The organism is Streptomyces sp. NPDC058051, from assembly GCF_042885475.1.
In the GTDB taxonomy this organism is placed as follows: domain Bacteria; phylum Actinomycetota; class Actinomycetes; order Streptomycetales; family Streptomycetaceae; genus Streptomyces.
Genome location: NZ_JBHVRW010000076.1, coordinates 1 through 1,715, shown reverse-complemented (window position 1 = coordinate 1,715; position 1,715 = coordinate 1). Strand labels below are relative to the sequence as shown.

General features: G+C 67.6%; 1 pseudogene. It reads right to left on the bottom strand.

Features of this window, described 5'->3' with window-relative positions:
* Window positions 1–1,703 (bottom strand): annotated as a pseudogene (locus ACFVUT_RS37645) (beta-ketoacyl synthase N-terminal-like domain-containing protein); the annotation flags it as partial.
* Between the last annotated feature and the right edge of the window lie 12 nt (window positions 1,704–1,715).

Sequence of the window (1,715 nt, the reverse complement as noted above, 5' to 3'; positions counted from 1 at the left end):
ATGCCGGCGCTGCTCAACGCCTGACGAATCACCCGCTGCTGCGACGGACCATTCGGCGCCGACAGGCCGTTACTGGCGCCGTCCTGGTTCAGCGCGCTGCCCCGTACCACCGCCAGCACCCGATGACCGAGCCGCCGCGCATCCGACAACCGCTCCACCAACAACAACCCAACACCCTCACCCCAACCCGTCCCATCAGCAGCCTCCGCAAACGGCTTGCAACGACCATCCAACGACAAACCCCGCTGCCGACTGAACTCCACAAACACACCCGGAGTCGACATCACCGTCACACCACCCGCCAGCGCCAGCGAGCACTCACCATTCCGCAACGCCTGCGCCGCCAGGTGCAGCGCCACCAACGACGACGAACACGCCGTATCGATACTGACCGCAGGACCCTCGAACCCGAACGCGTACGACACGCGGCCCGACGCCACACTGCCCGCACTACCGGTCAGGACATAGCCCTCCACACCGGTGTTGCTCCCGGTCAGGCCCGGCCCGTAGTCCTGACGCGACGCGCCGACGAAGACTCCAGTGTCTGTCCCGCGCAGGCTGGTCGGGTCGATACCGGCGTCCTCCAGTACCTCCCAGGAGGTCTCCAGCAGCAACCGCTGCTGCGGATCCATCGCCAACGCCTCACGCGGCGAAATCCCGAAGAACCCCGCATCAAAACCCGCCACATCCTCCAGGAAGCCACCCTCCCGCGCATACGACGTACCCGACCGATCCGGATCCGGGTCGTACAGACCCTCCACGTCCCAACCACGATCGGTGGGAAACTCGCCCACCGCGTCCACACCGGACTCCACCAGCCGCCACAGATCCTCCGCTGATGCCACACCACCCGGGTACCGGCATCCCATCCCCACGATCACAATCGGATCGTCACCGCCGCTCTCGGTAAGCGTCACCGCACGAACCGACTCGCGTTCCCCGACCAGTTGCCTGCGCAGGAAGTCCACGACCGCGTCCGGCGTCGGGTAGTCGAAGACCAGCGTCGCCGGCAAGCGCTGCTCGGCTACCGAGGCGAGCCGGTTACGGAACTCGATCGCCATCAGCGAGTCGAAGCCAAGCTCCCTGAACGGCCGCGCCAGGTCCACCGAGGCCGAGCCGTCGAGGCCCCGCACCGTCGCCATCTGGGAGCGGACCAGTCCCTGTACCAACTCGCGCTGGCTCGAAGCGTCCAGCTCGGACAGCCGCTGGGCCAGTCCCGAACCAGCGTCGCCTGCTCCGGTCGCGGCGTTGCGCCGCTGGACCGGCAGTCGCACCAGGCCGTCGAACATCGCAGGCATCAGACCGTCGACCGCCTGGGCTCGTAGCGCCGCGAAGTCGATCGCCGCCGCCACGGGTGCCGGCTGCCCGCCGGCCAAAGCCGCGTCGAACAGCTCCAACGCAGCGCTGGTGGCCATCGGACGGATCCCCGCCCGAGCCAACCGGGCCCGATCCACCCGTCCCAGGTGTCCGGTCATGCCGCTGTCCTGAGCCCATAAGCCCCAAGCCACGGACATTCCTGGCAGGCCGCTGCCGCGCCGCTGCTCGGCAAGCGCGTCCAGGAACGCATTCGCGGCAGCGTAATTAGCCTGCCCAGCACTGCCCAACACACCAGTCACAGACGAGAACGTCACGAACGCATCCAGGTCCATCCCACGAGTCAGCTCGTGCAGATTCCAGGCCGCATCCACCTTCGCCGCCAACACCCGCTCCACCTG